The following is a 24,544-nucleotide window of genomic DNA, read 5'->3' as shown; positions in this document are numbered from 1 at the left end:
TTAAGGTTTATGATAGTTATAATTATGATATGAACCCACGACTACCTGACATGACAAATCCCATTCTTTCTCATTTCTAATCTAGCCTTCAATAATTAGATTCCCTGTTTTTATAGCAGGGTTTCGAGTCCCCCAACTTCATCTGGTTTTGTATTATTCAACTTATCAAGTTCTTGTCCCTTACGAAAAAAATATACTCTACTTAGGTATAACAGATCGAATGTAGTTAACCCACTTTTTACATTGGATCGGACTTATATATCTAAGAATCATGTACCCTGTAGATATCGTATAGATATAAGATAGATAGTAAAAAAGAAGTTCATTTTTCTGCTAAAAAACTTGCAACTGATGAAATAGTTTGGTATACTATTTTCTAATATATGAGACTTGGATCAACTGTATTGGCTGTTGCTTTGGTACTATTTGGTCTCTTGGCTATATACAGTTTATCGATATCAGATTTATTATCCAAGGTTAATTCCTCTGTTTATAACGATCATGAAAAACCCGAAATACACTACTATGCAGATAGAATGTCTACCACCCAGGAACCATTAGATAATACTCTGGTAGAAATCGTAAAGAGTTTTAAGAATTCTTCGGGATTTTACAAAATAAATGGAACTTTAGAAAATCAAGGTGCAATAATTCTTTCAAATATCCAAGTTATAAAATATTATAAAGTTCCTTCAGTGAATGATACTACTTTGATATGCTATGAACAAAATATTGTAAATTGCCAGTACAAGTTAAATGATCCTCAGTTACCTTCCAAAGGTTTTTTCTTAATGATGCCGCCAGCACCACCAGAAATAAACATCAATTAGACTTGATGACTTTATCATTTCATAAAAAAATGAGATTGTATGCTTTATAGATTAACATATCTATCTTAAAGTCTAATAAATACTCTAGATTAGTTGCCTAATCCTCCTCATACACAATCACAATTCCTTTATCTAACGACTAAAGGATGGAAAACAGGAAAATTACATAAAATAGAAATTTGGTTTGTTGAGCAAAATAAGAAATATTATGTTTTATCAGAGTATAAAAAGAAAGTACACAGGGTACAGAATATCCTTCACGATCCTACCATATCTTTTCATGTAGATAATCGAGCATTCCACGGTTATGGACGGGTAATTGAAGATGCTGTAGAGACAGATTTGATTAATAGAATTTCACAATTGATGGATAAGAAATACGGATGGAGCGATGGATTAATAGTGGAATTATGTTCTTCATGAGTTAAATACAATATACACATATTGACAGGCTCTGTTCATTTAGCAGGTTTTGTCTTTCTGTTATGATAAATTACAAATAAATTCAACCAATTTTTCACGTGCTTTAACTTGCAATTCTTTGACCTACAAGGAAAATAATCATCGAAACATTCAGTTCTGTCCTTAATATATTGCATAGTCCTTTCAATCAAACTTTTCTCTATTGAGGAATGGATATGGTGTTTTAGTTTTAGGAATCTACAATCCATTGGGTACCAGGTTCCACCGTCCGTAGAAACCGGATGTTTTCCATGAATCTTGACTATGCCTGACAGATCCAAACGACTTTGACGGTGACAATGATGGCATAGGTTGCGAAGCTGAGGATCTTAACAATAATGGCGGTAGCAACGGTGGTGACTTAGACTGTGAAGACATTGATGAAAGAAACTTCCTAGTCGGAAACAATGATCCAAACGACTTTGACGGTGACAATGATGGCATAGGTTGCGAAGCTGAGGATCTTAACAATAATGGCGGTAGCAACGGTGGTGACTTAGACTGTGCAGATATTCAGGAAACTAATGTTACGGTTGGAAGCAATGACCCGAATAACCTTGATGCTGATGGCGATGGGATAGGTTGTGAAGCTGACGATATTGACTACAATAATGGTACTAGGAGTGGCGAACTGAACTGCAGTGATGTCGAGGGAACAAATATTGCAGTTGGAAGCAATGACCCGAATAACCTTGATGCTGATGGCGATGGGATAGGTTGTGAAACTCAAGATAGTAAGGGCGGCGGCGATCTGAACTGCAGTGATGTCGAGGGAACAAATATTGCAGTTGGAAGCAATGACCCGAATAACCTTGATGCTGATGGCGATGGGATAGGTTGTGAGACAAATGATGAGAGTGATACCCAAACAGATAATGATGAAAATAACAACAATGAAAACAACAGCGATGACAGTAATCCATGTACGGCTGAAGAAGCAAGTCGTGATCACACTTGTACAAGTAGTAGTGGAGACAATGATGAAATTGATGACTGGACCGATCCACCAGTAGAGGAAGGAAATAGTGAATCGAGCGAAAGTGACGGTAACGGTGAAAATCCTACTACTGACGGCCAAAATGATGTAAATGAAAGCGAGAACGAGAACGATAATGATGGTATCGAAGAAGAATCAAATTCTGAGGAATCAGATAACAATGAAGGTAATGATAGTGACGATGAACCAGAAAGTGAAGAAAACGAGAATTAAACTTGATGATAACCGAGTTTAAGGGATACCCAAGGAATCCCATCGTCAGGTCTATTAGTTATTGTATCCTCAGCAATGCAATCCATAATTATAGTCAAATTTGTTACCAACCCCCACGCACCCAAACTTAGTGATCTCTAAAATGATAAATATACAATGACTCGATTGGGTTCGCGGTACATTTGTGTCGGACAAATGAACTGTTAAATTTCTTTCTACTTTACTATTATTTTTTCAAAATCAAATCTTTATTTGCTCCGGAAAATTATATTTAAATCAAGAATAACAATAGGATATATGGCTCTTTCTGAATCATTTGTAAACCAGCATGTGAAAAATTGGATTGATGGCTGGAATAACCACGATATAAAAACAGTATTATCTATGTATTCGGAAAATATTGAATTCTCTAGCCCTAAAGTCAAAGTTGTATTTCCAGATCGCACCGCATCAAAAATATCTAACCAAAAAGAATTAGAGGAATATCGGTCAAAAGCCTTGAAAAATAACTTTCCTTCACTGAATTTTACACCCAAAGAAGTATTGATACAAGAAAACAAGATTCTACTTGAATACTATGCAACATTGGATGGTAAACATAGAACATCAGTTATTGAGAAATTTGAATTTCAAGATGGATTGATTACAAAGTCCAGTGTATTTTATGGTTCTGAGGAAACTATTTGATGGTGTAACAATACGATCAAATCCTAATATGTCTCAATTAGATGATTCACCACAAGCGTGAGGTTTAAAGTTAAAAAATAACTCAGCCTGACAATAGAATATCAACTATCGATACTACCTACCCTGAGGTTTAGATCCCATTTTACTAGTCTTATTTCATCATCCTTTCCCCACAAATTCTTCAAATCTTCTTTGACGGCACTCAATGGGTCGTATTTATTTTCCGCATAGAATCTTTTTACTGCTGACCACGTTTGCATGTAATCAAAAAGATTATTAAGATTCCAGTCTACTTTTATCTCAAATTTGGGAACCCCAATTTCCTTAAAAGGGAACGGTATTGTTTTGTATTCTTCTTTTACAAATTTGACTTCTTTTGGCCAATAGTTTCCGAGAATATCTCCGCCAACATTGAGTCTTTCACTTATTTTGTCAATTTCAGGGCTAATTTTTTGCATTCCATAGGCCCATACTGCTATTATTCCACTACTTCGGCTTACTCGTCTGGCTTCTCGATAAAACATCTCAAAGTCAAACCAGTGAACTGCCATCGCTACAGTGATTAGGTTAACAGAGTCGTTTTGGATATTGGGTTTCTCTGCAGGAAACACCTCATAGTTGATGTTGTCCCGATCAAATGCGTTATCAATTTGATTCTTGCTTGCATCGCTTGCTATCACCTTTTTAAAGTATTTGCAAAGGCTTATGGCGGCCTGTCCGTTTCCTGTCGCACAATCCCAAGCCAGATCCTTAACAGGAGTAATCTCATTTAGAAATTTAAAAAGATCCTCTGGATATTTTGGTCTAGCATAAGAATACTCTCTGGATTTTGAGGAAAAATGGTTGACAGTAGTTGGTGTCATGAATTTAATTTAGTTTATTTATCAAAAAACCTTTTTGTCTAGGATTGATCATTGTGAAATAGATTCCTTTGATATTTATCCTCCATAATTTTCAATAAATAACCGCCGAATCGTCCAATCGTCCTATAATACTTGACACAGTAAAGAAATGAGCACAATTGTGCTAAATAACCAAATATTTGCAATTGACGATATTATTGAGTTTCCAGATACCCGTCAATGATTTAATGGTGCCGGATTAGACAAGAGGCGCTCTCTATTGAAATTTGATGTATGTTGCTTTCTCTTAAATCATTAGATCTTTGTAATGGTTGACTTTGATTTTGTTTACATATAATGTACCGGCCATCACTTTTAACGTTGATTATATTCAACCTTGAATCACATCCCCACGGATGTATTTAGCATTATGTGAAGAGAAACTTAATCAAAAATAAATCTCCAGTTATAATTACTTTCTAACAAATGAACTATAACTGGATCAAACTGTATAGACTTTTTAAAATCCTCCATCGTGGATGTTCCTAGTTCTCTAAAAAAGTTTTCCAATCCTGCAGGAGTGTATGTTACAAGTAATTTGCCCTGATCATTTCCAATTTTTCTATAAGAATGACTTTTATCTTTTTCAAATCTTAACACCGTATCCTTATTTCCTTCTAGAGTTTCTTTTCCGTATCTAAAGGAAAAATTGCCTTCAATCACGTGCATTACCAATGCTTCGTTTCCGTGTTTGTGTAAAGGTATTTCTGACTCTTCACCTGGAGGAAAGGTAATTTCAATTATTGAATATTTATTTTGAGTCTGATTTCCAGATACAAGAATTTTATAAATTATTCCATTTAGAATATATTGTTCAATCGATTTGTAGTCTTGGGAAAAGACTTCATCATCCTTTTCATCGCTCATCATTAATCATTACTTATTAGGGTAAATTTATTAATATTTAAATAATTTCCAAATCCTTGATTAACACCACTTAAATTATTAGAACGATGCATGCTACTGCTACATTCAAATAATTTGTATGGGCGAAACTGACAGATTATTAAACAGACCATAAAGTCCTATAAGAATTCAAGCACGATGATTTATTTTTCAATGGATATAGTACCCGATTATATTCTATCTTGAACCGTATCCCCACAGATGTATTCAAGCAAAGAAATTCAGAAATTGGCTAGAGTTCTACTCTGTATTATTATTGACCATATATGATACGTCTGATCTGATGTATTTTGTAGTTTTTGAGTTATTAATTTTCCAATTAGGGAGAGCACTTGTCGCAGCATAATGTACACTCATTATGTCCATTATTTGACATAAAAAACTCTTGTGGAATTAGGCTCTAATTGATCAATGGTAATTATTGTCTTGTCCTGCTCGTCATAAACCACATCTTCTTTTACTAACTGTAGTACCTTGTCTACTTTAAAAGAGATTTCTTCAATCAACTCATTGCCTGATTTTATAGTCATCTTTTGACCTGTAATTGCAATATTAATTTTTTTTATCTTTCTTATTCGTTGATATAGATCGAAGAAAGTTGTCTTCCATGAAAAGGGAATTTTATTGAACAGATGTAAAATCTGATTCCACTGTTCAAACAAGTTTTTTCTAGTAATAGAATCATGATTCCAATCATAAAAATAATGATGATAGTGGTTTAGAATACCTAGAGGCGTTCTTTGAACCATGGAATAAGAGATGGTATTGGATATCCATTTTACAAATGTTTGTGAAGATTCTTGTTCTTTTTCTGCATTTTTATTGGAATTTGATATAGGATTTATTTTTAGCCTTCTAGGGATATATAGCATTATTCCCGGACTATGTTTGTTATTATAGTAATCGACATTAGACATGATAAAGGGAATAATAAATCCCACATTGGCAAATTTTTTTAAAAGTTTACTTGCAAAATATTTTTTAAAATAACTGGGAACGTATGATGATCTAAAAAATCTATGATAGTTTGATTGTCCATAGATAGGAATCATGCCAAGACTTGATAGGAGATTTAGATTGTACGTAGAAAAGTCATCAAATGGGGGAACAAACAAAACTGGATTAATATCAAAGGATTTTCTTATTATATCCCTTCCAATATTTACATAGGGTTCAAAGCCTATCTTGTTGTTCTTTTCATAACCATCAGTATTTAGTGACCTGTAATAATGAGTAAATGTATCTTTTATAGTTCTGTTTATATCTTCACTCTTTCCGTCAATCTGCTGACTAAACTCTCCTCGACCATCAATTAAATCATGAGTTACACCATGTTGAATAATCTCAATCTTACTGTGTCTGATCTTTTCCTTTAAAAATGTGCATAATTCTTCATTGTTCTCGATGGAATGATATTCTGGAGAGTTCCTGAAATCAGGTGGGACACAAGCATCATTAATTGTCTTTTGATAAGGTATCACAGATAGACTTACTTTGAATTGATTATTCCATGCGTTAGAATATATTGATTCCAGCATATTGCTTTTTGTAAAAAAATTAATATCATCATCTCGAATTAAAATAGGAATTTTACCGTTGGGTCCTAGTAGTGGAGTAATCGTCATCTATTGCTAAAGAAATCATTAATGCTTTTAAATCGTCCATTATCATCATACTCTAATGGACCATGTTTATTTCAGATAATCATGGCGTATCGTCAGTTTTTGATCGAGGGCCATCCCTTTACTTCCTTACATGTTGATGAAATAAATCACAAGTGAATAACCAAGGAAATGACATATGTCATAAATTAATATGTTTAGTATGCGAATATATTATAAGGAATTTTTAAAAAAATGAATTCTAATCATGCAAAGCGAATTGATTTCACTAAATCGGTAGAATATGATGATAAGGAGGATATTTATTATGTGAAATCGATTACTTCAGGAGAGAGATATAAGGTTAATAAATTAAAGGATAATAATCATTGGTTTTGCACATGTAAAGGATATTTGTATTCGGCTGGAAACCCCAAGAAATGCAAACATACTCAAAGAATTAGAGTTATTGATCAGTTGTATAAAAAATATGCTGATAAGATTACAAACTTCGAATTAAAAGATAGATAGTTGATCTTCATTAATATGAACGTTATAGACGTCTATTAATTTTTTATATGGAGATTCTGCCTCGGTTACATAACTAAACCTTACAAAAGATCTATAGTTAATTCATGATTTAGATAGACATTGTTTTTTTGCACAGGATTATATTCAACCTTGAACCGTATCCCCACGGGCCCGGACCTTGATTAGTCAACCAGTTGAAAGAGTAGGAGGCTTTTTTTGTTGGAACCCACGTCAGAAAGACGTAGATCCGAGTCCCACTCCCGGCGCCTCAAACAGGGAATCATACCATATTTTTATATAATTTGACGAATATCATCAAGTTATTAGTAAATTGTCTGATGTGGTCGATCAAATAACTTTAGGATTATCTAGACCTTATTTTCGTAACATCCTAAAGAAATTACGTGAAAACAACCAAGAAAATGCATACACAATATGTAAACATATTCTAACTGAACAAGCCGAATTTAATATCAAAAATAGCACAAAGGATGGAAAATTAGGATATTGGTACGGCTCTCAAACTTTTTTGACGATAGAAAAAGATACCAAGACATGATAAAAGAAGATATTTTTTTATATTGATTGACTGATTGTGCCAATATTTGTCTATATTATGAAATACTTACAGGTATAAAAATACTAATTTCAAAAAGAAAGTTTGTTTATTCTCATATTGAAATGGTAACTTTTCGTTGGTCAACTTTAAAATGTATTTTTTTAGTTCCGTTTCCATTGTTTGTATAAAATTATTTTTTTAAAGGTAAACTAAAACTAAATGTAGCACCATTACCGTCCCTGTTGTTTTCAGCCCAAATCTTTCCGTCATGAGCTTCTATTATGCTTTTTGATATATACAAACCCAAACCAGTTCCAATAAATGAATTTGAAATAAATTTTTTAAATAAATATGGCATTATTTCCAGATCAATTCCTAATCCTGTATCTATTACGGCAATTATGACTTCGCTATTATTTTTTTCTCCATTGTTACAGCTATCGATCCTTTTGTTGTAAACTTTATTGCATTATTTACAAGATTTGACAATACTTGAGTTATTCTATTTTTGTCTCCTTTTACAACTACGTGACCCTTGGTGACATTTTTAATTTACCATCGTCATTTTCTTTATTGTTAAAGTCATTTATACATACAAATAATACATTTTCTTTCTTTTTTTCCATATCTATTGTACAATCATTTATTGTATTTGATATGACGTCAAGAAGATCAAATTCTCCTATGTCAAGTTTCAATTCATTACTTTCAATTTTAGTTACATCTAGAATATCGTCGGTCAGTTTTTGTAACCTTCTTGCATTTCTATATATGATTGACACACCACGTTCTATTTCTTTCATATCAACATGTTTTTTATTTTGAAAATCTCCATTAAGCATTCCTGAAAGCCCGATAATTGGTTGAATTAGTGTTCTCAATTCGTGAGCAGAAATGTTCAAGAATTGATCTTTCATCTTTTCTGCTTCTTTGACTTTTATATATTGATTTCGTATAAGAGCATTGCTTTTTTTTAAATTCTTGGTATAGTGTATACTAGATAAAGCAAGTGCTATGATGTTGACAAAATATCCCGCATCTTTAATCACATGAGCTAGGTTATGCGCAGTATCAAAAGAAACGGCAATAAAAGACATTATGATTTGAGCGAATATTTCAATTATGAAATAAATAAGAATACCTTTATAAAGAACGTCTTTTTTTAGGTAAAGTCGTTTTTTATAGAAAAAGAACAAAGCAAGGACAAACAATATCAGAGGTGGAATCTCATAGGGCCTATGAACGGGTAATCATCTAAAACAGAGGCAGGAAAGACCAAAAATAGTGAGCTCAAAGCAATACTAGATGCCAATACACCTAAAATTATTATGTATAGAATGGAGTTGTCTATTATATTTTTTTTACGGTTTTTAGAGGGGTTGATCTTTTGATTAGTATCATACTGTTTATCAAGATTGACAAGGTCTTCTTCTTTAGATGTGTATGAATATTTCACTACTGCAATTAAGAGCATAGCGCTGAGAAAAAATCTTCCTGCAAACCACGTTTGAGGAATAAAATACTTCAAGAAATCAATATTTTCAATTAGTGTTATTGATACTATTACGTGTAACATATCAATTAATCCGCTAATTAGAAATCCGATACCAACAAAGAGGCTAAAATTGTCCTTTAAAACTCTTGCACGCAGAATATAATAGAAAGCTAATGTTGAAACTAAAATAACTGCAAATAATTCAATATAAAAATGATGTATTTCTGATGCCACCCACAAGAAAGGATCAAAAGATATGATAGTTAGTATTATGAGAGGTATCATAGGTAAGAGCGTAAATTTGACTAATACTCTAAAGAATACTGAATTATTGTTATGGAATAAACTTTATGAATCGTTATAAACAGAACTTATTTCTATTGATCAATCATTTATTGTTGATTTTATTTTTAATATGAAATCTTCTGGTTCTATGGGCTTTCTAATGATCTCTTTCATGTTTATTCCAGGAACCGACTCGATTAATTCGTGTACAACATCCAATGCTGATATCAATAAAATTTTCGCATAGGGATTTATTGCTCTTAGTTTATGATAGAGCTGAATACCATTTATTCCAGGCATTCGAATGTCCATCAGAATCAAATTATAAAAGTAAGGGCTTTTCTCTGTAAAATGTGTAAAAGCTTCGATTGAATTTGAAAAAGCCTTGACGTTATAACCTTGTCTATTTAAAAGGGTAGTAAAGGTGTAAAGAATATCTTCTTCATCGTCTATTATTAGAATATTGATAATGGTGTTAGCAATAGGTTTTGATAAATTATTTTTCTTTAGTGTATTTTGTATTTCTCTGTAGTCAAGTATAGTTTTATTCCTTTGAATTTCATCTAGCATACTTACAGAATACAAACAACCAAAATTTTTAACGGATTTGATGTTATTAAAGCCATTATTTTGTAGATTTACCTTATGTATAGCATAGTTGTTAATGAATTGAGATTTACTAGCTCTATAGTATAGTTTTTCCCCAATCCACAATTCTTTTGAAGACACAAAATTATTCATTTTTGAACATTCGTTAATAACTGATCCAAACAAGTCAACTTCATTAGAATTATCAGACATTGCTATTTCCACCTCTCCATAATCCATACAGATTCTATAATTGATAGGCTGCAATTCATTCTCGCATAACTGACTATCTAGTATACTACTGGATGAAAGCATTCTCATTCCACATTCAAATACTTCATGAAAGGCCGGCTCGTTGGTTTCGTCACAAGTTTTGGGAAAATAGAAAAACAGACTATCCCCAATATTTTTAATAACCTTTCCATTGCAATTATTGATTACAGATGACATTGTATTAAGAAATAACGAATAATATTTTCTCAATTTAGGTGGACTAGATATTTTTGAGGTTTCATTAGTTGAATTAACAATATCAATAATGCCTATACAATATTGCTGAGTATAGTTAATGAATTTTATTTGATCATTATCATCTGTAAGATTAGCATTTGTAAGATTAGCATTTGTAAGATTAGCATTTGTAAGATTAGCATTTGTAAGATTAGCATTTGTAAGATTAGCATTTGTAAGATTATCAGGTCTTGATCTATCATAATTATAGGCATCTTTATCATAATCTATACGATTAGAACTTAATATTTCCAATTATCTGCAAATCCTACTATATATCACACGGAACTGCTATATATTGTTACACATTGTTATTTGTTCACAATAACTAAACTAAGGATTTGTAATTAAATTGTAGTAGTCTTGGGCTCCAGCAATACAATCTCACACAAACTGAATAATATTTTTTAACTGTAGTTTATCATGTATTTTCTAAAATCTTCGATTATAAGTTGAAGTCATCGTTATTCCTACCCTGGCATTCCTGTATTCTAAGAATAATTTTGATTTAGTATCAATATATCTGAATTTGGATGGAGTGACCATCATCATGTCCATTAAGAAGACCTAATTCTTGAATCATTATTTCAAATTGTAAAATTTGAAGTATCGAATTTGGAACCCACGTCCGAAAGACGTAGATTCGAGCCCCAACTTCGTCTGTGTTTGTTATTTATCCATGGTTGTATTCAATCCCACATTGAACATGCCACTATATCCGCCATCGGACTTTAATACATTAAGCATTAGGTGATTTCCAGTGTTATTTTTTATTAAACCATCAGTAGAAGGTCCTGTAAAAATGAAATCTTGCTCATTTGTCATAGGAACAGGTCCATGGTTGTTATATGGTGGTTGTAAATGTACTTCTTTATTAATTGAATCGGGAAGATACAACTGGGAAGTCCATTCAAAGGTTTTCTCGGGACCTTCAAAATCCCTTATTTTTAAGTGAATGTGTATTGCTCTATTTTCATACCATCCTGGATAGATTGTTTCAAACTTTGCAGTTCCATTTTCATCAGTAATCTGATATCCACGAAGATATACCAATCCTTGTGTTCCATCTTCCTCTACTCCAGAATAAAGGCCTTGAGAATTTGCTTCCCAAAGGTCCATTTTAGCACCACTAAAAGGAACACAAGTTCCCTTTCCATCTCCATCGGTGTCATCAACTCTATATACGTTGAATGTTATGTTCAAAGGAATACCATCCTGTATTGAACCATCAGATGGTTCAGAACGTAGATCAGAACGGTTTGGCATATTGTCAACGAAATATGGACCTTCAATCTGTTGAGGTGTACCTTCAACTTCGATTAAGGATGGTGTTAGCGTACAAGTTTTGTTTGTCGATGTGGCTTTTTGTTGTTGAGGTAGTTCTTCAAATGGCGGTGGGGAAGTAGGCGGCAATCGTTCGGGAGAAGAGGAAATTTGAGCAAAAGATTGTTGATTGATAACGGTATTAAATTCGAGAGGTATAGTAAATATGAAGACAATAGTTAATAGTAACATCAATTTTTTGTATATATTCATTTAAAGTACTTACTTCTTATAGTATTTATAACACATAGTTTCGTAGCATTTTTCTAATCTTTAACAAAACTCGTCATCTAATAGATTGATTTACTTGATTGATATATGTCTAATAAATTCGTCAATCAAAATTAATCACACAATAAGTTTAACCCATGACTACCTAACACGCAAACAAATCCCATCTCGTTCCTATTTCTCCTTTGCCTCGTTTGAGGATCCAGACGGAAACGGCTGGCTGCTTCAAGAGATCCAGACGCGGTTTCCTGGTCGAGAGTAGAATAGAACTATCAGAGGATCTACATTAAATTTATTATCATTATGACTGGACCAACACCTTTCTATTTACTTTAATGTGTGCTCTTTGATGAGAGAGTGATGGAGACTGTACAACGGGCGCAACCAAATTTTTGCCCGGCTAAATGTTAGCCCAATCCCAATCTCGATAAATAAAATTTGTTCCTTGAAAGTTAACTAATGAATACTTGATTAATTCTGTATCCTCATCGAAATAGTATTTACGAAAAAGAATTGAAAAAGTCGATAAACGGTTTTAGTATATTGTCTGTTTGTGATGGAGGCATAGAATGAGGAATGAGTAAATCAAAAGAACTAACCGTAAAAGGAGTAGTATTTTTATATAATTGCAAAATTATTCTATGTTCTCCGTCATCTGGAAAAATATAATCGACAGAAAATTGTCCATCAATTACAGGCAAGAGTTTATTTTCAAATTTATATAATCGTCCATCATGGTCTGTTATAGTAACTCTAGTATTCAGGTCCTCAAAAGGTTTGGAGTTATTAAGAGAGGTCACTTCAAATAATATTTTTGTAGTTTCGTCGATAACTGGGACTATTGGCATAAGTTGTACGGTTACATTCAAATTATTCCGTTCGCTTATCCAACTATCGTTTTTAACGATTGACGGATTAGTATCATTTAAAGAAAAAGCATTAGAATTATATTCAGAAAACGCAAGTAATATAGAAAAAAAAGAAGAAACTATTATTATTAATTTTCTGCACATCTGCATATATTATTTGATAATTCAGATTATATAGACATACGCGAGCCAGATGGTTTTCAACTTTCATTTGCCCGGCCTCTCTAGAATACACGATTTAAAGAGTTAGATTTAGATGGTCATAGAAAAAACTTTAGTATCATTCTAATTTTGACTTTCTCCTATTCAGCAACAACAGTACAAATATGGTTAAATTTACAATCCTAACCCATTTTATTCTGTGTCGTCAAACAGAATTATAGAATTACTACCGTTGTTAAATACCTATTATCACACGAGTTCAATATTTGTTATTCATTCAAACTTTTTAAAATAACTTCTTGCAACCTTGGTTAAGTTTATAAAGTTTTTTGGACAAAATAATATAGGCGGGTGTTATTACATATATGTTGAAAATAATATCATTCAGATGAATGCAGCCAATGCATCCAATACCATATCAGAATCAGATTATGGGATTCACACATAGTTGTTTATGAGGACTTAGTTATACTAAGAGAATTTTATTCTCAATATGTAAAAAAAGGGATTGAGGAAAGAAATGAAGTTATTCAACTGGCACCTTTTTATGAAACCGAAGATTCTGTGCGAAAAATACTTTCTGAAGGACTCACATCCATAGATATAGAAAAATGGGAAAAGGCCGAAAAATCATTAATAATCGTCGATTCATTAAAGAAATACATAGGTAACGTATCACCAGACTCTGATTATAATTATAACAAAACCTTGGTTGAGTATGCTAAGTCGAAGGGGAAATCAGGCGTATCAATCATAGCCGATAAAGGTACTTTTCCTTTTAAACATCGCATAGACGACCTTGTAAATTTTGAGTTATCTCTTCCTTCTAAATACGATATTGAGTTGAAGAGGATATGCGTATATCATCAAAAAGATTTTAATAGATTGTCAGAGGAGCAAAAGCAAAAGTTACTAAATCATCACTTAATTGCAGTAAAAATATGAATCAGCATGCTCACTTTTTCCAAGCATCGTTTATCATTTCTCGTAGGTCAGAAAAACGAACAGGTTTTTGAATTAATCGGTCAATTCTTGCATTTTTAAAGTCTTTTCTATCTTCCAAATCTTTACTTTCAAAAGCAGTCATCAAGAAAATTTTTATTTTATTGTCAAATTCCCTTACCTTCAGGGCAAGGTCGATCCCACATATACCTGGCATTCTCAAGTCTGTTATTATCAATGAATGTTTATCCGAAGTTTTCTTATAATACTCCAAAGCCAATATCGGGTCGGTGAAAGGGACTACATCATACCCTTGATTTTTCAAAAATGCTTTGAACAGAGATGCAAGTTCTGGTTCGTCATCCACTACGATGATGGAACAAGAGATTGACATTTCGTATTAATTTAAGTAGTATTATTTAAGTTTGCTGTAGTCAAAGATAAAACTAACAGATTAAGAAGTGGTCATAACATTTTTTTAGATTCAATTACATATACTCGGGGTGTTTGATTTCTTAAAACTTAACTTATCCAATCATTTGTTTTGATTATTGTATTTTAGTATATTCTAAATGCGACCTAAATTTAGTAATTATAAAGAAATAATCATGAGGAGTGATAAAATCAAAGTCTACTCCTCATATATCCTAACACCTAAGCGATAATTATCGTTGGAACCCACGTCCGAAAGACGTAGATTCGAGCCCCAACTTCGTCTGGTTTTTTATTGTTCAACTTAAGTTCCTGTTCCTTAAGAAAAAAAGTTACTATAAAATATTGCAGAACGGTCTTAACAAACTCTAATATTTATTATTCATATTATTGTATGTACATCAAATATTGACTATTCAAAGCTACAGGTCGAATCGAATGGCATCGGTTACCGGATGTTACCAATAGTAGATCAATATTTGTTATTCATTCAAACCTTTTTTTCTACAGATTAATGCAATCATTGCAGTACCCACAAATGTTGCTGTCCAGTATAACCATAGATCTGTCAATACACCTGATAACACAGCAGGGGCTAGTGAACGAGCAGGATTCATAGATGCACCAGATATAAAAGCCAAAAATAAAATATCTAGTCCAACAATACCTCCAATAGCGATACCGCCGAATCCTTTCAAACCTTTTGTATAAACAACAGTGAGTATTACCGCCATTAAAAGAGCTGATGCTAAAACTTCAATTCCAAATATTAAAGGTAAAGGGTATGAATAATTAGGTGCATTAGCTCCTATGTTTGCCTCTTTGCCTATCATAATACTTACAAAAAGACTTGCTAGAAAAGCACCAACAATCTCCGCCAAAAGATACAAAACTAGTAGCTTTTTTGTGATGTGCTTTGTGATTAAAAATCCAACAGATACAGCAGGGTTAAAATGAGCCATAGAGATTTTTCCAAAAAGATATACACCTATTACAACGCCCACAAAAGGAGCAAATGCAACAAATGGTAGTCCAAGAATACCATTTAACTTTGCATTAATAACTACCGAACCTGTAGCTAAAACAACAACGACAAACGTTCCCACCAGTTCTGCGATAAACCTTTTTTGATTAGTAGATAGCTTGCTAACTACAGATTCAAAAGTAGATTCCTTTGACATGATTATTTACTAGGAGTTACTTGGATTCACTTAACTGAACGAAATAAAGTGCTATTATCTTAAATTGGAATTTTATTGTCTCTGGCAGAGTCAATTATTTCCAATACTCTTTTTTCAATTTCATCTCTTATTTGTCTCACTTTCTCTATCGGCTTGTCTTTTGGATCTTCAATACCCCAGTCTATAACTTTTGGTATAAATAATGCAGGACAGTATTTATCGTCCATACAACCCATATTGATTATGGTTGTTGCATTTCGCATCATATCTTCTGTCAAATCTTTAGGCTTTTGACTGCTGATGTCTATTCCAACCTCTTTCATAACATCTACTGCAATCGGATTAATTTGAGAAGTTGGAACGGTACCTGCACTAACCGTTTCGTAGCCTTTTGGTGCATACTTTCTAAAGAAACTTTCTGCCATATGACTTCTCCCCGCGTTTTGAACGCATACAAAGAGGATAGTTTTTTTTTGTATTATCGGAGGATTTTTTGTCAAATGGAAATTTCATCTATATCACTTCTCTTGCTAACCGTCTTACTTTTTAACAGCCTTGATGGAGATACTAGTAATTTGTCTTTTTTCTTGATTTTCTTGTTCTTTGCCTTCATCTAACTCCGTATATAATTTCTCTTCTAGTATCTCAATGTTGGTAAATCCAGCTTTTTTAATACTATCAATGTAGTTTTCTTTTGTTAATGCACCATCAATACAACTGCACCAATTATCCGTATTAACAGAATCTAGATCTATTTCCTTGGAAGTAACTAGATTCTGATATAACCATTTTCCCTTTTCCTTCTGATTTAAGGATTCGGTAAATTTCTTTGAACGTATTTTCCTTATTTGTTGTTAGATTAATAACGCAGTTGCTAATAACTACGTCAACAAAATTATCTTCAACAGGTATTCTTTGTTCAATATCTCCCTGTCTGAACTCGACGTTGGTATATCCATGTTTTTCAGCATTTTCTCTTGCTTTGTTGAGCATATTTTTTGTCATATCAATTCCAATGACTTTTCCGCTTTCTTTTACCAAATTGGCTGCAAGAAATACGTCAATCCCTGCTCCTGAACCTAAGTCGACTACGTTATCACCTTCATTAATATCTGCAAATCTAGTGGGATTTCCACATCCTACTCCTAATACAGAAGTTTCAGGAATCAACTTTAGTTTATCTGAATCATACCCCACAGTCTTTGATGATTCAAAGGGGGAAAGTATAATTTCAGATGTACCGCAGCAGTCGCTAGAGGGCATACAACAAGAATTAGAATTTCCGTCTAGTGCAATCTTTCCATATTGTTCTTTAATCTTCTCCTTTAATTGTAATTGTTTATCCATAGGTATAGGTTTACAAAGGAAACTATTTAAATTGGTAAGAGTAAAATGGTAAAGTAAGTGAAGTTAAGGAAACTAAAGGGAGATATACTGAATAAAGCCACATTGGAATCAAGTAAATTGCCTATCCTCAAGGAAAATAATTCTTGTAATTTCTATGGTTATGATGTGGAAAATCTAATGAAAGAAACATCTGAATTAAGAAAGATAATTACTAAGAGAGGGACGTTAGAAATATTGATTCCTCTTTGCTGTTCTACTGACCCAGTCAGATACTTGACATTTAGGAAGTCAATGAAAGGTTTCAGCAGTAAAACTCTCACAATCCGATTAAAGGAATTGGAAAAAAGTGGTATCTTAAACAGACAATCCTTTAATGAGATTCCTCCCAGAGTGGAATACCGGTTAACTCCGAAAGGTCAAGAACTTGTGGAATCTATAATTAATTTGCTTCAATGGATGCGAAAATGGTCTGTAAACAATTAATCAATAGACCTCTTTCGTAATTAGTCCAAGCGGCTTTATGAAACGATGTGTGAATATATAGCAATCTCTAAATTATTTTAAAGATAATAAAAGAAAAATCAAACGATATTTGTCTTGCAAATGAGATTGAATATGTTGTTGACCGTTTAATTAACTTATAAATGGAATGTAGTATAGATGTATTAAGGAAAATTAATTAAGAGATTGTGTCTCAAGTGACACAGGTTAGCTTTTCTCAAGAAATACAAATTAATACCGATAATAAAATTCAATTCAATCCAATAACCAGATTGTGACTATACTAGATAATATATTAACCAAGTTATATAAAAGATAAAATATAAAAGGGAATCTGCATGTTCTTTGCAGGGTTTTTATAATATCAAAAAATTAGGTTGATGTTTTATAATCATTTGACCGATATTTAACACGATGTCATAATTCTTACTGGTTTTTATTAAAATTCCTAATTATCTTACAAGATTGAGTTAATCAGATCTTACGTAGTTAGTCAAACAGCTTTATGTCCTTCTATCTTTTAGATAAGCCTATGTCCTTCCTTCTTTTGCTATCGTATGGTATGAAAGGTTATCTACAAAACCATTACGTACTTTTCAAATCGTTCACTGGTCTTTTAATCAAACAGTTTGATGACATCTATCAAACGATAGAATCAAAATACCAAACATGATAAAACGTCTTCTGTCTCATAGAAAAGATAGAGAGAGAAAGAGAGAAAGATCAGTAGAAGCAGGAGGAAGGCAGTTTAAGCTAGACATAAAAAACAGGTTTGTTATGATTTTGGTTTACTATTATTATACATCACCTATACCTATACCTTGACCGGATACCTGTTTGATTTAAACCAGAGTAACGTATGTAAAGACATTCAAAAGATTGATGGCATGATAAGACATTGTACCCATTCCTCAAAAACCATCAGATGACCAAAAGATTGAACAGACCAGAGGAGGAAGTTGTTAAGCAGTACTTTCCAGGCTTTATTGCTTTTAGACTGTACAGAGCAAGAAATATCAAGACCAAAGGACAGGATGAGAAGAAAGATATACTACTCTGGCAAGAAGAACAAAAATACAACAAAGAATCTACACAGTAAACGAACTCGGTCTTAATCTACAAATCAAAAAATAAGTAGGTAGGTAGGTAGGAGACATGATTACAAAATATACAAGAAGAATCACCCTGTTATCCCAAAGATGTTATTAATACATTTGACCTAGGATTCCTGGGCTTGAAGTACAAAAAGACTATCCAAAACAAAACCTCTTTATCAATAAGAAAGAAAGAAAAGGATCAAAAGGATCTAACAGAAAAGGAAAAGGAATACAACAAAGATCTCTAAAAGAAGGATAATAGTAGTCGAACATACCATCTGCAGAATAAAAAAGTACGGGATAATGAATGATGTGTTTAGGAATAGATTAAGAAAGTACGATAAGACATCGGACATAGTATCAGGACTGGTAAACTATAGGATAATGGATTCGTTAGGCTAGTTGGATGATATTGGGTAGGAGAAGGAGCTAGCCAGTTTTAATTACGCAAGAGATTGAACATACGATACTGCGGAATGAGATTTATGTATTAATCGATCTACTTTGTAAAATGAATAGCTGAGTCCTGTCAAACAAACGATCCTATATTCTAGTAAGGTGTTTGTCCCGGAACGTTGCCCGGCGGGTTATAGCGACATACTAGAAAGTCCATTTGACCACTACTGGCGAATCCACAACCAATCTCTTGGGTGTTCTTCCAGACCATTGCAGTGTAATGGCCGATACCTGGCCCGGAACGTTGTCCGGAGTTATATTTCGCCTTTTCGTCAGCCCACAATTGGGCAAGTTCCCCTGGTGAATTGAAATCCGCGACCCCAGACGCAATGTTCTCGTTTTTAGCACCGTGTGGAGTAGTATCGCATACGGGCTTGGGTGGTACTAGCTCGGCTCGTGCGGGATCACATACAAGCCCGAGCGTCGTCAAATGATTCGCCCAACTTTGGGCGTCGGCTTCAAGACTACTGCTCCACGTTAGCGGCGGAACGCTAACGGCATCGCGCTCCTCGTTATGGATATTCAGCATGTCATTTTCGAGATCCGTATTTGACTGTGCGTATGAAAGCTGCATCACCGACGATAACACTGTCAAGAGCGTCGTTATAACAATAATCGATATTATTTCTTTAGATACTTTTTGATACATAATTTGTAAGTGATTCATGATGATTATTTATTTTTCGATCAGTTTACATATAAAAGATATTTGCAGAGGATCTGTATGACAATATTGTCCGATCCTGAAACCAAAGAGACTTGGAAGCAACATCATGGAGTTACCAAGTTTAAAACTGATGATAAGTCAGAACGAATAGACTATTTACTACGAACATGTCAAGAACAGTGGATGAACAGTGGATGAATAATGCAAGAGAAGGAGCTTGTAGATTTTTGCACTTAGTGCAGATGATTAAATGAGGTTATTCATATGAGCGAGTAAACAAAGATCATGATAAAACTCACTCGACTGGTTTACCGACATTATGAGAAGGGAAAATACAATTCGTCCATCATGTGTGCAAAATATTCATCCATTTAAAAAATAGAGTACAGTATGATGGTATACTTGCGTTTACTCCTAAATAGTACTGTTATAAGATATCAAGGGTTCACCAGTGATCGGGTCTCTATTACCGTTCAGAGCGGCCCCCAACCTTTCAAGAGAAGTAAATCCTATGGACAGATCTTTGAGGCTTTATGGAAAATTGATGTTGTCCTGAATGGAAATTGTCTTGACCACCATATCATTTTCTTAAATTCAGAAGTTAAATGATCTATTTTATTGTAAGACTACATGTCTGAAAGACGGATATTCTAGTCCCAACGTCATCTGGTCTATTTATCATTGAAATATGGAACTGTTGTTGTTATTTGTATTAGTGACTGTTGATAGAATCGATCTTTAGAACTGTTGTCAATACCAACTTAGTAACTGCAGTTAAATAGTTCCAATTTATAAATTCTGGCAGGTCCGAGGATGAATGATAGCGTGGATTTTTTTTCGGATCTGCAAATCCATCGTAAGCACCTATTACTACATGTCCACTTGCTTCGAAAGGTTCATAGTCACTGTCATATATGGAATCCAAATGGAAGTTAAGATTAACCTCTGAGGCTAAATCTTTCATAACTTCTCCAAACACTATAGATTTAAGATCGTTTTCTCTAACCTTGTTGTGATTCAGATCCATATTATCATCTCTTTCAATGATTACAGTATTATCTGCAAAAAATGGATACCCAATCATGTCAAGGTTAATTAGTCTATACAAATCCATCTTGTTATTTTCGATGTATTTCGCGTAGCTTTTGGATCCCAATAGCCCCTGTTCTTCTCCAGAGAAAAGAACAAATTGGAGAGAATGTTGAAGGTTCTCATTTGCTAAAACCCTTGCTATTTCGATGATGGCGCTTACGCCACTAGCGTTATCATTTGCTCCCGGAGCACGACTATTTGAATCTCCTTTATTCTCCATAATGCAATCATAATGAGCGCAAATGATAATCAATTTTTTATCAAAACCCTCCTTATTGCATATTATGTTTCTAAGACTAAACTCTTTATCATCAATGGTTGATTTAAAGGAATGATAAAAAGAATCCTTGTAACCTGATCCTCTAAATTGGTTCATTATCCAATCACTAGCGTCATTCAAGAGAGGTGATTTTGAATGTCTAGTATGAAATTTAGATAAGCTGGTCAGATTTTGTCTTAAATTATCGGTATTCACTTGATCTAATACTGAACGGGTATGTGTTTCGATCCTATCAGCGGTTATTTTTTGATTATCACTAAATGGCTTTTTAGCAAGCATTCTGTTGCTTTCTACTGAAAACGAATCGATACTTGAATATTCACTCATTTCAAAAGCTTCCAATGCAATTATTACGTATATATTCGAATACCATACAAAATATCCTAGTAGAATGTTGGTAATGAATCTTCACTAACTCGATTGCTTTTAAAGCGAGTTCAATTAAATGGTTTTTGGGTTTGTTTACCAAACGCATACTAATACAATAGTGAAAGGTATTATTTAAATTTATAGAACCAGAGATTTGTCAATGGATAAAGATCATTGTATTTTTTGTATAATTAAATATTGGGTTGAAGTATCGAAGTTGGATCCCAAGTGTGAAAAACAGAGATTCGAGTCCCAGCCCTATCTTTTTTTCGTTTTGTAAATAGAGAAACTTAATCAAAAATAAATCTCCAGTTATAATTACTTTCTAACAAATGAACTATAATTGAATCAAACTGTATAGACTATCTATTATCATCCATCTTGGAAAGTCTCAATTCTCTAAAAAAGTTTTCCAATCCTCCGGGAGCATATGTTACAAGTAATTTGCCCTGATCATTTCCAATTTTTCTATAAGAATGACTTTTATCTTTTTCAAAACTTAATACCATAGATTTATTTCCTTTTAAGGTTTCTTTTCCGTATCTAAAGGAAAAATTGCCTTCAATCACGTGCATTACCAATGCTTCGTTTCCGTGTTTGTGTAATGGTATTTCCGAATCTTCACTTGGAGGAAAAGTAAATTCAACTATGGAGTATTTATTCTCAGTTTGATTGCCAGATACAAGAATTTTAAACTATCCCATTAAGATTATGTTGTCTATTTAATTTGTTGTAGTCTTGGGAAAAGGCTTCAATATCCTTTTTATCGCTCATCACTCATCATTTACTTATTTGAGAACATTAATATTTAAATAATTGTAAAATCTTACAACTAGGTTCAGAAAATTTTATAGTCTGTAGAACTCAAGAAGATATATAGACTCATGCTTTTAGAATTGACTGAACTTTTTGGTGTATACTTTATGAATGAACTCTAATTCCACACTTGGCTCAAATGGATTTTTCAGATCAGATATATCATACTATTTACGTCGAATTCTACCTTTGCATTTTGGTGGATTTGGATCTTGTATAATTTCTGACACCTAATGCAATTGAGAAATAATGTGAAATACCCATTTTCTTCCCCCACTTCTTTAATTTCCATTAGGCTATTAATTATGTCTATTACTTTTTTTGACTTTGATTTGTTCCATAGATAGAGTAGGAGTAATAATATCAACATTTTTTCTCGAGACTTTGGACCTGCAAATATGAAACGTAAAAGATAAACTACCTTTCTTTGTTTAGAATCAAGGCAAATTCAAGGATCAGATTGAGGACGAGTTTAAAGAGATATCAATTAGAGAAATAATTCCACCTATATGAAGGGAACTAATACTCATTTCAACAGCAACTCATTATTCACCAGATCTTTTGTCAACTTGTTATCTTTAGCAAAGATTTGTATTTTGTCTCTATATCACATATCATAATATTATATCAAGACTAAGAGACACCAAAACAATACAATGGCATGTTAATATTCCAATTATTTCAAGCATTTGATATATGTTTCAAAATAAGACTAATTCGAAATTGAATTGAATACTTAAATACACTTTTATACTGCTTTAGGAATTGTATCTGATTGGAAAAATTGCAACTATACAGTTTTCTTTTTAACAATAGGAAATTATCCATAATTACGGCAGCTGTTATAGTCGTTCTAATTATATTAAATCTACTAACTACCCGCCAAATCATTTACTTGAATAATGCGGGCGAGATTGTTCTTTTTACACTTACAACAGTCTTTGGATACGGCATTGGATCTTTAATCCTTTTGGGCTTTACTAGGTATATTACCAAGGATCTCTTAGAGAGGTCACTTTTGATGCGAATAATGCATATAATGGTTAGCATTATTCAGTTTTCATTATTTGGAATTTTGCTCTTTATACTGTATACTAACATCACAAACTGTCCAGAATACTTTACGGTATGTAGTGGGACTGAACATCTTGTTATCGCTTTTAATGCAATAGCATCATTGACAACTGCCGCAATAATGGGAATAATTAGCTTTAAATTTTTTACATGGTATAAATTACATAAAAGAAACTTTGTGGTATTATTTTATGGTCTAGCAGCAACAGCACTTGCGCTGTCTATATCAGGAGATGCTTTTGACAAGTTGGTCCTTGTTCAAATAGTTAAGGAAGAATCCGCAGAAGGTGTAATTCCGACGGCCTCTTTTATTTACAAGGTTTTTGATGAATACGATGGTGCAATAATGTATAAAACAGTAAACCCTGATTACACTACGCTTTACTTGGTACCAAATTCAAGTTTGGCCCTGTACAATCAAATTATTTATCTTACTTCATTAAGTCCATATATTCTGACTTGGATTGGAACCGCATTATTACTCGGTTACTACTACAAGAAAACTCACAAGCTTGATTTCAAATTCTGGATAATCTTGGCTGTTCCCTTAGTCTTATATCTCATAGGTAGCGGATTAATATTTTCCCTGCCGGCAGATTTTCCATACAAATATTATTTTAGGCTGATATTTCGTGCAGGCACTATAGCAAGTAGTCTCCTATTTGGACTGGCATTTTATTTAGTTACTAAAAATTTAAAATCCCAGAAAGTCAAAGATTATTTGACAATTGCAGCTATGGGAATAACTGCAATTGGCATAGCAAACGAGATCTCTGCGTTGCAACCGACCTATGGTGTGGCCGGTCATTCCTTGGTGTTATTATCCTCCTATTTATTTAGCATTGGATTGTATGCCTCCGCAATATCTCTCTCTCATGATAACGATCTAAGGAGATCTGTTAGAAAATCAATGTTAGAGCTTGTTCATGATATAGGAACCGCGCAGATGGAAGAAGAGATACAAAAGGCAAGAAACATAGTAATGAAAAAGGCTCATGAACGTGAGATAGAAATGCAACGTCAAACCGGTGTTTCCCCCTCAATACAGGAGGCTGAAATTAAGAAATATCTAGAGGAGGTCATTGATGAAATCAAAACTAAATGAAAATCTAGTCCCATAGTAGACTTTCTGTACTCAC

At 33.2% G+C, this 24,544-nt stretch carries 29 protein-coding genes and 1 pseudogene; 11 read left to right on the top strand and 19 right to left on the bottom strand.

What is annotated here, in order from left to right:
* The first annotated feature begins 383 nt into the window (after positions 1–383).
* On the top strand, positions 384–830 hold the full coding sequence (locus AAGU22_RS15700) for a hypothetical protein (protein ID WP_458720035.1): 447 nt from the start codon (positions 384–386) through the stop codon (positions 828–830).
* Between the two features lie 93 nt (positions 831–923).
* Positions 924–1,253 carry a nitroreductase/quinone reductase family protein gene (locus tag AAGU22_RS15695; protein ID WP_458720034.1) on the top strand — a complete coding sequence of 110 codons (330 nt, stop codon included), beginning with the start codon at positions 924–926 and terminating at the stop codon, positions 1,251–1,253.
* 35 nt (positions 1,254–1,288) lie between these two features.
* Here the strand turns inward: AAGU22_RS15695 and AAGU22_RS15690 are convergent, their stop codons facing one another.
* Together AAGU22_RS15690 and AAGU22_RS15685 are read right to left on the bottom strand one after the other, a co-directional pair.
* Positions 1,289–1,573, bottom strand: coding sequence for a hypothetical protein (locus tag AAGU22_RS15690; RefSeq protein ID WP_458720033.1), 285 nt, complete (start codon positions 1,571–1,573; stop codon positions 1,289–1,291).
* Between the two features lie 215 nt (positions 1,574–1,788).
* On the bottom strand, positions 1,789–2,370 hold the full coding sequence (locus AAGU22_RS15685) for a hypothetical protein (protein WP_458720032.1): 582 nt from the start codon (positions 2,368–2,370) through the stop codon (positions 1,789–1,791).
* 429 nt (positions 2,371–2,799) lie between these two features.
* On the opposite strand from AAGU22_RS15685, the gene AAGU22_RS15680 reads away from it, so the two are divergent.
* Entirely contained in the window at positions 2,800–3,189 is a 390-nt protein-coding gene (locus AAGU22_RS15680; RefSeq protein WP_458720031.1) for a nuclear transport factor 2 family protein, read from the top strand.
* A gap of 101 nt (positions 3,190–3,290) precedes the next feature.
* On the opposite strand, the gene AAGU22_RS15675 is transcribed toward AAGU22_RS15680, so the two are convergent.
* From AAGU22_RS15675 to AAGU22_RS15665, 3 genes are all read right to left on the bottom strand, one after another.
* Positions 3,291–4,052: a class I SAM-dependent methyltransferase gene (locus tag AAGU22_RS15675; protein WP_458720030.1), complete on the bottom strand. Its 762-nt coding sequence runs from the start codon at positions 4,050–4,052 to the stop codon at positions 3,291–3,293.
* A 423-nt stretch (positions 4,053–4,475) separates the two neighbouring features.
* Positions 4,476–4,958: a cupin domain-containing protein gene (locus tag AAGU22_RS15670; protein ID WP_458720029.1), complete on the bottom strand. Its 483-nt coding sequence runs from the start codon at positions 4,956–4,958 to the stop codon at positions 4,476–4,478.
* A 404-nt stretch (positions 4,959–5,362) separates the two neighbouring features.
* Positions 5,363–6,622, bottom strand: a complete 1,260-nt coding sequence (locus AAGU22_RS15665; protein WP_458720028.1) for a DUF2334 domain-containing protein — start codon at positions 6,620–6,622, stop codon at positions 5,363–5,365.
* A gap of 231 nt (positions 6,623–6,853) precedes the next feature.
* Between AAGU22_RS15665 and AAGU22_RS15660 the strand changes: the two genes are divergently transcribed.
* Together AAGU22_RS15660 and AAGU22_RS15655 are read left to right on the top strand one after the other, a co-directional pair.
* Positions 6,854–7,129 (top strand): hypothetical protein, encoded by a 276-nt coding sequence (locus AAGU22_RS15660; protein ID WP_458720027.1) that lies wholly within the window; start codon positions 6,854–6,856, stop codon positions 7,127–7,129.
* Between the two features lie 331 nt (positions 7,130–7,460).
* Positions 7,461–7,688, top strand: a complete 228-nt coding sequence (locus tag AAGU22_RS15655; protein ID WP_458720026.1) for a hypothetical protein — start codon at positions 7,461–7,463, stop codon at positions 7,686–7,688.
* 190 nt (positions 7,689–7,878) lie between these two features.
* Here the strand turns inward: AAGU22_RS15655 and AAGU22_RS15650 are convergent, their stop codons facing one another.
* The 6 genes from AAGU22_RS15650 to AAGU22_RS15625 form a co-directional block, all read right to left on the bottom strand.
* Positions 7,879–8,091: a sensor histidine kinase gene (locus AAGU22_RS15650; protein ID WP_458721805.1), complete on the bottom strand. Its 213-nt coding sequence runs from the start codon at positions 8,089–8,091 to the stop codon at positions 7,879–7,881.
* On the bottom strand, positions 8,088–8,240 hold the full coding sequence (locus AAGU22_RS15645) for an ATP-binding protein (RefSeq protein ID WP_458721803.1): 153 nt from the start codon (positions 8,238–8,240) through the stop codon (positions 8,088–8,090). Before AAGU22_RS15645 ends, AAGU22_RS15650 begins: the two co-directional genes overlap by 4 nt.
* Positions 8,213–8,785 carry a sensor histidine kinase gene (locus AAGU22_RS15640; protein WP_458720025.1) on the bottom strand — a complete coding sequence of 191 codons (573 nt, stop codon included), beginning with the start codon at positions 8,783–8,785 and terminating at the stop codon, positions 8,213–8,215. Before AAGU22_RS15640 ends, AAGU22_RS15645 begins: the two co-directional genes overlap by 28 nt.
* Before the next feature lie 116 nt (positions 8,786–8,901).
* Complete coding sequence (locus tag AAGU22_RS15635; RefSeq protein WP_458720024.1) at positions 8,902–9,468, bottom strand: MASE3 domain-containing protein; 567 nt, start codon at positions 9,466–9,468, stop codon at positions 8,902–8,904.
* A gap of 99 nt (positions 9,469–9,567) precedes the next feature.
* Complete coding sequence (locus AAGU22_RS15630; RefSeq protein WP_458720023.1) at positions 9,568–10,821, bottom strand: response regulator; 1,254 nt, start codon at positions 10,819–10,821, stop codon at positions 9,568–9,570.
* Between the two features lie 414 nt (positions 10,822–11,235).
* Entirely contained in the window at positions 11,236–12,102 is an 867-nt protein-coding gene (locus AAGU22_RS15625; protein WP_458720022.1) for a dioxygenase family protein, read from the bottom strand.
* 187 nt (positions 12,103–12,289) lie between these two features.
* Here AAGU22_RS15625 and AAGU22_RS15620 point away from each other — a divergent pair.
* A pseudogene (locus AAGU22_RS15620) lies at positions 12,290–12,376 on the top strand (VOC family protein); the annotation flags it as partial.
* A 244-nt stretch (positions 12,377–12,620) separates the two neighbouring features.
* Here AAGU22_RS15620 and AAGU22_RS15615 read toward each other — a convergent pair.
* Entirely contained in the window at positions 12,621–13,133 is a 513-nt protein-coding gene (locus AAGU22_RS15615) for a hypothetical protein (RefSeq protein WP_458720021.1), read from the bottom strand.
* A 582-nt stretch (positions 13,134–13,715) separates the two neighbouring features.
* Here AAGU22_RS15615 and AAGU22_RS15610 point away from each other — a divergent pair.
* Positions 13,716–14,096, top strand: coding sequence for a hypothetical protein (locus AAGU22_RS15610; protein WP_458720020.1), 381 nt, complete (start codon positions 13,716–13,718; stop codon positions 14,094–14,096).
* Positions 14,097–14,106: 10 nt separating this feature from the next.
* Here the strand turns inward: AAGU22_RS15610 and AAGU22_RS15605 are convergent, their stop codons facing one another.
* The 4 genes from AAGU22_RS15605 to AAGU22_RS15590 all read right to left on the bottom strand — a co-directional run bounded on the left by AAGU22_RS15605 (position 14,107) and on the right by AAGU22_RS15590 (position 17,053).
* Entirely contained in the window at positions 14,107–14,487 is a 381-nt protein-coding gene (locus tag AAGU22_RS15605; RefSeq protein ID WP_458720019.1) for a response regulator, read from the bottom strand.
* Positions 14,488–15,007: 520 nt separating this feature from the next.
* Positions 15,008–15,706, bottom strand: a complete 699-nt coding sequence (locus AAGU22_RS15600) for an MIP/aquaporin family protein (RefSeq protein ID WP_458720018.1) — start codon at positions 15,704–15,706, stop codon at positions 15,008–15,010.
* A gap of 59 nt (positions 15,707–15,765) precedes the next feature.
* The gene (locus AAGU22_RS15595) at positions 15,766–16,206 is read right to left on the bottom strand and encodes an arsenate reductase ArsC (protein ID WP_458720017.1); all 441 of its coding nucleotides are present in this window, start codon (positions 16,204–16,206) and stop codon (positions 15,766–15,768) included.
* 235 nt (positions 16,207–16,441) lie between these two features.
* Positions 16,442–17,053, bottom strand: coding sequence for a methyltransferase domain-containing protein (locus AAGU22_RS15590; protein ID WP_458720016.1), 612 nt, complete (start codon positions 17,051–17,053; stop codon positions 16,442–16,444).
* 57 nt (positions 17,054–17,110) lie between these two features.
* On the opposite strand from AAGU22_RS15590, the gene AAGU22_RS15585 reads away from it, so the two are divergent.
* Together AAGU22_RS15585 and AAGU22_RS15580 are read left to right on the top strand one after the other, a co-directional pair.
* Positions 17,111–17,536: a winged helix-turn-helix transcriptional regulator gene (locus AAGU22_RS15585; RefSeq protein WP_458720015.1), complete on the top strand. Its 426-nt coding sequence runs from the start codon at positions 17,111–17,113 to the stop codon at positions 17,534–17,536.
* 943 nt (positions 17,537–18,479) lie between these two features.
* Positions 18,480–18,653: a hypothetical protein gene (locus tag AAGU22_RS15580; RefSeq protein WP_458720014.1), complete on the top strand. Its 174-nt coding sequence runs from the start codon at positions 18,480–18,482 to the stop codon at positions 18,651–18,653.
* Positions 18,654–19,201: 548 nt separating this feature from the next.
* On the opposite strand, the gene AAGU22_RS15575 is transcribed toward AAGU22_RS15580, so the two are convergent.
* Positions 19,202–19,774, bottom strand: coding sequence for a CAP domain-containing protein (locus AAGU22_RS15575; RefSeq protein ID WP_458720013.1), 573 nt, complete (start codon positions 19,772–19,774; stop codon positions 19,202–19,204).
* 57 nt (positions 19,775–19,831) lie between these two features.
* Between AAGU22_RS15575 and AAGU22_RS15570 the strand changes: the two genes are divergently transcribed.
* Positions 19,832–19,972: a hypothetical protein gene (locus tag AAGU22_RS15570; protein ID WP_458720012.1), complete on the top strand. Its 141-nt coding sequence runs from the start codon at positions 19,832–19,834 to the stop codon at positions 19,970–19,972.
* Between the two features lie 514 nt (positions 19,973–20,486).
* Here AAGU22_RS15570 and AAGU22_RS15565 read toward each other — a convergent pair.
* Positions 20,487–21,473, bottom strand: a complete 987-nt coding sequence (locus AAGU22_RS15565) for a M28 family metallopeptidase (protein ID WP_458720011.1) — start codon at positions 21,471–21,473, stop codon at positions 20,487–20,489.
* Positions 21,474–21,877: 404 nt separating this feature from the next.
* Positions 21,878–22,165 (bottom strand): cupin domain-containing protein, encoded by a 288-nt coding sequence (locus AAGU22_RS15560; protein WP_458721801.1) that lies wholly within the window; start codon positions 22,163–22,165, stop codon positions 21,878–21,880.
* Positions 22,166–23,226: 1,061 nt separating this feature from the next.
* On the opposite strand from AAGU22_RS15560, the gene AAGU22_RS15555 reads away from it, so the two are divergent.
* Positions 23,227–24,510 carry a hypothetical protein gene (locus AAGU22_RS15555; RefSeq protein ID WP_458720010.1) on the top strand — a complete coding sequence of 428 codons (1,284 nt, stop codon included), beginning with the start codon at positions 23,227–23,229 and terminating at the stop codon, positions 24,508–24,510.
* Positions 24,511–24,544 lie beyond the last annotated feature (34 nt).

The organism is Candidatus Nitrosocosmicus sp. R (assembly GCF_054408505.1).
Note: the sequence above shows the minus strand (reverse complement) of the source record. Positions and strands in the feature narration are given on the sequence as shown.

Coding starts and splice junctions, on each gene's coding strand:
- AAGU22_RS15605 (WP_458720019.1), bottom strand. CDS start 14,487: ATGTCAATCTCTTGTTCCATCATCGTAGTGGATGACGAACCAGAACTT.
- AAGU22_RS15660 (WP_458720027.1), top strand. CDS start 6,854: ATGAATTCTAATCATGCAAAGCGAATTGATTTCACTAAATCGGTAGAA.
- AAGU22_RS15570 (WP_458720012.1), top strand. CDS start 19,832: ATGACAATATTGTCCGATCCTGAAACCAAAGAGACTTGGAAGCAACAT.
- AAGU22_RS15700 (WP_458720035.1), top strand. CDS start 384: ATGAGACTTGGATCAACTGTATTGGCTGTTGCTTTGGTACTATTTGGT.
- AAGU22_RS15565 (WP_458720011.1), bottom strand. CDS start 21,473: ATGAGTGAATATTCAAGTATCGATTCGTTTTCAGTAGAAAGCAACAGA.
- AAGU22_RS15590 (WP_458720016.1), bottom strand. CDS start 17,053: ATGGATAAACAATTACAATTAAAGGAGAAGATTAAAGAACAATATGGA.
- AAGU22_RS15635 (WP_458720024.1), bottom strand. CDS start 9,468: ATGATACCTCTCATAATACTAACTATCATATCTTTTGATCCTTTCTTG.
- AAGU22_RS15680 (WP_458720031.1), top strand. CDS start 2,800: ATGGCTCTTTCTGAATCATTTGTAAACCAGCATGTGAAAAATTGGATT.
- AAGU22_RS15640 (WP_458720025.1), bottom strand. CDS start 8,785: ATGTCTTTTATTGCCGTTTCTTTTGATACTGCGCATAACCTAGCTCAT.
- AAGU22_RS15665 (WP_458720028.1), bottom strand. CDS start 6,622: ATGACGATTACTCCACTACTAGGACCCAACGGTAAAATTCCTATTTTA.
- AAGU22_RS15575 (WP_458720013.1), bottom strand. CDS start 19,774: ATGAATCACTTACAAATTATGTATCAAAAAGTATCTAAAGAAATAATA.
- AAGU22_RS15670 (WP_458720029.1), bottom strand. CDS start 4,958: ATGAGCGATGAAAAGGATGATGAAGTCTTTTCCCAAGACTACAAATCG.
- AAGU22_RS15675 (WP_458720030.1), bottom strand. CDS start 4,052: ATGACACCAACTACTGTCAACCATTTTTCCTCAAAATCCAGAGAGTAT.
- AAGU22_RS15580 (WP_458720014.1), top strand. CDS start 18,480: ATGACCAAAAGATTGAACAGACCAGAGGAGGAAGTTGTTAAGCAGTAC.
- AAGU22_RS15615 (WP_458720021.1), bottom strand. CDS start 13,133: ATGTGCAGAAAATTAATAATAATAGTTTCTTCTTTTTTTTCTATATTA.
- AAGU22_RS15600 (WP_458720018.1), bottom strand. CDS start 15,706: ATGTCAAAGGAATCTACTTTTGAATCTGTAGTTAGCAAGCTATCTACT.
- AAGU22_RS15625 (WP_458720022.1), bottom strand. CDS start 12,102: ATGAATATATACAAAAAATTGATGTTACTATTAACTATTGTCTTCATA.